At 66.6% G+C, this 4417-nt stretch carries 2 protein-coding genes; both read right to left on the bottom strand.

Annotated elements, in window-relative coordinates; genetic code table 11:
- Positions 1 to 62: 62 nt before the first annotated feature.
- Entirely contained in the window at positions 63 to 485 is a 423-nt protein-coding gene (locus ACU6P3_RS18665) for a YbaB/EbfC family nucleoid-associated protein (RefSeq protein WP_425573960.1), read from the bottom strand.
- A gap of 123 nt (positions 486 to 608) precedes the next feature.
- Entirely contained in the window at positions 609 to 4343 is a 3735-nt protein-coding gene (locus ACU6P3_RS18660; protein WP_447193294.1) for an AAWKG family protein, read from the bottom strand.
- Positions 4344 to 4417 lie beyond the last annotated feature (74 nt).

Here is a 4417-nt window from a genome sequence, read left to right as displayed (position 1 = left end):
GAATTACCTCCCTTGATTCCTCTGTGAAACGTCAGTCCTCGAAACGCCGGTCTTCGAAAACGTCAGTCCTCGTGGATCTCGTCGTGCAGACGGGACCTCGAGCGCCTGCCCCCGCCGTCCGGGCCGTCGAGTGCCGAGCCGAAGGCCCGGTCCCAGTCGATGTCCACGCCTCGGATGCCCGTCGGGCCGCCGCTCGCCTGCGTCAACGGCGCGAAGACGTCCATCACTCTACGGGCCATCTGCTCGCGCCCCACCTGCACGGCCTCCATGACGGACGCCGCGAGTTGAGGACCCGTCATGTTCCGGTACTTGTTGTCCGGGAACTTCAGCCCCGTCAGCTCGCCCTGCGCGCCCACGGTGACCTCCACCGCGCGGTCCCGTGAGCGGATCGTGGCCGATGCCTGGCTGAGTTCGTCCTCGGCGCGCGCCACGGCCTCCTGCACGGCCTCCAGCTCGGCCATGGCCTGGGACAGCTTCTTCTCCATCGACTCGCTCAACGGTCACCTCTCCACCTGCTCGTACGGGATTCTGCCGTACACGCGTGCGTCATGCGAACTTTTCCATGTGTACCGGCAGTTGCGGCGGCCCGTCGGCCGCCGCCGTGCCGGTCATCGTCCGATCACCGCGGGCGCGCCGCCCTCGTCCGTACCCCATACGTCGTCGTCCTCCGGCACCCACGATTCGCGGGCGCGGTCGCCACTCTGCGTCTGGGTCTGCTGGCCGGGCGCGCCGCCACCGCCGCCACCGGCCATCGGCGGGAGGAACGGCGTACCGCCCGCGGTGGGACCGCCGGCCGCCACGCGCACCTCGTCCTCCGCGTACCGGCCGTTCCTGGCGGGAGCGCCGGCGCCGGGCCGCGGGCGGCGGTTGTTGACCACGTTGCCGTCGATGACGTTACGGACGCGCTCGCCGGAGTCCGACTGGCCTCCGCCCGCGCCACCCATACCGCCCATGCCGCCACCCATGCCACCGCCCATACCGCCGCCCATGCCGCCCATGGGTGCGCCCGGGCCGCCCATTCCGGCACCCGGACCGCCCATGCCGGCGCCCGCGCCGGCCATGCCCGCGCCCGCGCCGCCCATACCGGCGCCCCCCTCGCCGGGGAGACCCGGGAACGGTCCGCTGTTCAGGAACGGACGGTTGTGACTCGGGGTGTTCGACTCGGCGGACGTCCCGCTGCCGGCCAGGGGCGACTCGTAGGGGTTCTCGTCGAACAGCTCCTCCTCGTAGGAGGGGAAGTCGTAGGAGGGGAAGTCGTACGACGGAGGCGTGGGGAGCGAGCCGTTGTTGAGGTGGCCGGAGCCGAAGGAGGACGGGTTGTTGTCGTCGAGGTAGCCGGAGACGGACGAGCCGTCCGGTCGCGTGATCGTGGTGGTGCCGGTGTCCGGGTTGATCTTCTGGGTGGTGCCGTCCGGGTACTCCATGACGACATTTCCGCCGTCGTCCAGGTGCGTGGTGCTGCCATCGGGGTTGGACAGCAGGTCACCGGTGTTGAGCGGGCCGGAGATGGTCGAGCCGTCGGGGCGGGTCAGGGTCGAGGAGTGGGTCTCCGGGTCGATCGTGATGGTGGAGCCGTCGGGCAGGTCGGTGATCACCCGGCCGTTGGAGTCGATGCGCGACTCGCCGCCGCCGGGAACGTCCAGGATGCTGTCGTTGACGGGCCCGGAGATGCGGTTGGACTGCAGATCGGGCAGGTCGGGCAGGTCGCCGTTGCCGTTGCCGAAGAGGTCGCGACGGGTGCTGTCGAACTTGGCCTCCGCCTCGGCCTGCTTCTTCTCCTGCTCCTGCCGGAGTTCCTCCTGCTTGGCCTCGGCCTCGTTCTGCCGCTGCTCCTGCTCCGACCGGTACTGCGCCTCCTTGGCCTCCTGCTCCTTGCGGATCTCCTCCTGCTTCTGCTCCTGCTCCGCCCGCTGCTGTTCGGCCTTCGCCTCCTGCTCGGCCTGCTTGGCCTCGGCCTCCTTCTCCTTCTCCGCCTGCTTGGCCTCCTGCTCCGCCTGCTTCTGCTCGGCCTTCGCCTCCTGCTCGGCCTGCTTGGCCTCGGCCTCCTTCTCCTTCTCCGCCTGCTTGGCCTCCTGCTCCGCCTGCTTCTGCTCGGCCTTCGCCTCCTGCTCCGCCTGCTTCTTCTCCTGCTCGGCCTGCAGCTGCTCCTGGCGGTCTTCCGACTCGGTACGGATGCGGTCCTGCTTGGCCTCCTGCTCGGCCTGCTTGGCCTCGGCCTCCTTCTCCTTGGCCTCCTGCTCGGCCTTGGCCTCCGCCTCCTTCTGCTCCTGCTTGGCCTCCTGCTCGGCCTGCTTCTGTTCCTGCTTGGCCTCCTGTTCAGCCTGCTTGGCCTCGGCCTCCTTCTCCTTGGCCTCCTGCTCGGCCTTGGCCTCGGCCTCCTTGGCCTCCTGTTCCTTCTTGGCCTGGTCCTGCTGGGCCTTGGCCTGGTTCATCTGCGTAATCTGCATGTTCTCGGCACGGGCCTGGGCCTCGGCCTGCTTCTTCTCCTGCTCGGCCTGCTTGGCCTCCTGCTCCTTGCGGATCTCCTCCTGCTTCTGCTCCTGCTCGGCCTGCTTCTGCTCCTGCTTGGCCTCCTGCTCGGCCTGCTTGGCCTCCGCCTCCTTCTCCTTGGCCTCCTGCTCGGCCTTGGCCTCCGCCTCCTTGGCCTCCTGCTCCTTCTTGGCCTCGGCCTCCTTGGCCTCCTGCTTGGCCTCCTGTTCGGCCTGCTTGGCCTCGGCCTCCTTCTCCTTCTCCGCCTGCTTGGCCTCGGCCTCCTTCTCCTTCTGCTCCGCCTCGGCCTTGGCCGCCGCCTCCTTGGCCTCGGCCTCCTTCTCCTTCTCCGCCTGCTTGGCCTCGGCCTCCTTCTCCTTCCGTTCCTGCTCGGCCTTGGCCTCCTTCTCCTTACGCTCCTGCTCCTCCTTCTCCTTCTGCCGCTCGGCCTCCGCCTTGGCGGCCTGGTCCTTCTGCCACTGGATGAACTCCTCCTGCTTCTTCGCGGCCTCCTCGGCGGCCTTCTTGGCGTCGTCCTCCTTCTTCTTCGCCTCCTCCTCCGCGACTTCGGACTTGTCCTCCTTGTAATCCGACGCGAGGGTGCCGCTGGTGCCCCGGGATTTCACGGATCCCAGGTCGAAGTTGCTGTTGCTCCAGCTGTTCTTCACCTTTTCCATGGCCGTGATCGCGGCCGCGTCGAGATTGTCGACGACGGTCTGCCGCCACATCTCGACGGCCTTGTTGCCGATGTTCAGCCAGGTACCCAGATCCTTCAGGTCGCCGAACTCCTGGGCGTCGGCGTGCAGGTCCTTCTTGCCGTCGCCCGAAATCGCATCGATGGCGGCCTGGTTTTTGAAATGATCCTCCGCGATGTAGTTCGTGTAGAAGGACTCCCCAACGGCCTCGATCTCATAGGTGATCTTCGTAAGATTGTTGTCCCACACATACTTCATCACCGCCGACAGCAGCTTGTGCAGCACAATCAGCGGGTTTCCGTACTCCCACTCCCACTTCATCCACACTTGGTGGAGATCGATCACCGCCTCCCTGAAGGCCTTTTTCGCCTCCCGTATCTCTTCCCCCTGCTTCGAATAGCCGGACCTACCCGAACTCATGTCCTCCGCATAGTCCGTGTACTGCTTGTTGATCTTGTTGATGAGATCCCAGAAAACGCCCGCCGCCGTGCCCCGCCACGCCTTGTCCTTCTCCTTGCCCAGCCTGCTCTGCCACTCCTCCACCACCCCCTGCTGAGTGGCGAAGAACTTGGCGACCCGGTCGAAGGCGCCGGCCACCGTGTCGAAGTTGGCGAGGGTGACGGAATCGGCGTCCGCCACGTCCTTGCCGCTCCAGCTGAAGCCGTAGGTCCCCAGCGCCTCGTCGTTGCGCAGCTTCTCCAGGGCCAGCCCGGTACCGAAGGCGTACTGGGTGAGCGGCGCGGTGTCCCAGGTGGGCTTGCCGTCCATCCCCAGGTGATTGTCGATGCTGCTGGAGAACTTTCCGCCCTCGAAGTACCCCTGGGTCGGGAGCCTGCCGTCACCCTTGTTGCCGAGCAGCGTGATGCGCGCCTTGTGCATCGTCACATCGGAGCCCTCGGCACCGCTCTTCGAGTAGTAGAAGGGGATGACGAAGTCGGTGTTGTTGATCTCGGAACCGGCGTTCTCGTACAGCCAGTTCAGGTCCTCGGTGTCGACATAGTCGACATAGCCCATATCGGAGATCTCCACCTTCATCAGCGGAATACCCTCGTTACCGACCAGCGTGTCGAAGATTTCGGCCCTGGGCGGCGCCTTGTACCCCGTGAAGAAGCCGACCGCCTCGGCCCACTTGTCGTTGCTGGTGAGTTTGTCGGTGATCTTGGTATCGTCGAGCGCCATGCCAGGATGCCTTTTCGGTCAGGGCGGATGGGGGGGGAGAACGGGCGGGGCCAGGCGGTACGGCGTTACGCGGC

It is taken from the genome of Streptomyces hebeiensis (assembly GCF_052983195.1).
The sequence above is the reverse complement of the archived record's forward strand: the minus strand, read 5'-3'. Positions and strand labels throughout refer to the sequence as shown.

What these genes read in the sequence shown, in the direction of transcription:
- ACU6P3_RS18665 (WP_425573960.1), bottom strand. Translation starts at nt 485, where the DNA reads ATGGAGAAGAAGCTGTCCCAGGCCATGGCCGAGCTGGAGGCCGTGCAG.
- ACU6P3_RS18660 (WP_447193294.1), bottom strand. Translation starts at nt 4,343, where the DNA reads ATGGCGCTCGACGATACCAAGATCACCGACAAACTCACCAGCAACGAC.